General features: G+C 61.1%; 1 protein-coding gene and 1 pseudogene. One reads left to right on the top strand and one right to left on the bottom strand.

Translation table 11 applies throughout. The annotated features are described in order from the left end of the window. The coding region (locus tag ACT6QU_RS19375) for an IS110 family transposase (protein ID WP_444837016.1) at window positions 1-298 on the bottom strand (298 nt) is incomplete at its 3' end. Window positions 299-807: 509 nt separating this feature from the next. Here ACT6QU_RS19375 and ACT6QU_RS19370 point away from each other — a divergent pair. Next, window positions 808-1,096 (top strand): annotated as a pseudogene (locus ACT6QU_RS19370) (hypothetical protein); the annotation flags it as partial.

The raw sequence follows: 1,096 nt of genomic DNA, 5'->3' as shown, positions 1-1,096 counted from the left end.
CCTCCCAGATCGCCACGGCATCGACCGCATCGTTCTTGTTCCGCTTCACGAACGGCTTCACGTAAGCTGGCGGGATCAGCTTTACCTCATGGCCGAGCGAGGCGATCTCGCGGGCCCAGTGATGCGCCCCGCCGCAGGCCTCGAGCGCGACAACGCATCGCGGCTGCGCGGAAAAGAACTCCAGCAGCTTCGCACGGGTCAGCCGCCGGCTGAACACCATCTGCCCGCGCGCATCCGCGCCGTGCGCATGAAAAACAGTCTTCGCAATATCCAACCCAATCGTGCTAACCTCTGCCATGGACGCCTCCTTCTAGTGGTGTGTAACACCTCCACTATGGCACATCGATGCCGTCCACCCCATCACCCACGACCGGCCATGAGCGGGCAGTCGCCGCGATCCTGGAACCTGCCGGGCAGCTTCAACGGGCTTTTCGCCAGCAGCGGACATTCAGGAAGCGACCCCGAAGCGGTCGTTTACTCCCCATTCGAGGCCGATCTCTTCGTTCGACCACGCCGCCAAAAGTGCCAACGTCCTGACGACGGGCACATCGGGAACCAGATCTTCGTTGCGGGTTTCATCTTGAAAGAGGAAAGGTTTCGGCTTGGATCGGTCTCGGCGTGATCGCCGCGTTGGTCGCTGCCGGAGCGCTCACTATTTCTGGAAGACACGCGTACAGCATCAACCAACCCTTGCAATCGCAGAGAGGATCCTTTTGCGCGCCGATAGGGAGTTGCAATTGAACGTCGATTGACACATTGGCTCGAACAGACAAGAGCTGCATAAGATTAAAAACAAGGAGATAATAAATGACTACGCGCAGACAGATTCTCGGCGGTGCAGGCGCGCTGGGAGTCGCAGCGGTGGTGGGTGGCGGCGGCAGCGCCGCGATGGCGCAGACTACGTCGGGACAGCAGCCCGCACCGGCCGGTGTCGACCTCACCCCGCAACCGGCTCTTGACATACACCGACAGGGTAATTCGGCGTTTCTGAGGGGCGAGGAGGCGAACGTGATAACGAATGCTCAGCGCCGCCTGAAGCTCGCCGGTTGGCAGCAACCCTTCGCCGCCTACGTCACCTGCTCGGACAGCCGCGTAC

The sequence above is a fragment of the Aliihoeflea sp. genome (assembly GCF_052435475.1).
Taxonomy (GTDB): Bacteria; Pseudomonadota; Alphaproteobacteria; order Rhizobiales; family Rhizobiaceae; genus Aliihoeflea.
This window is presented reverse-complemented; position numbering and strand designations above follow the sequence as displayed.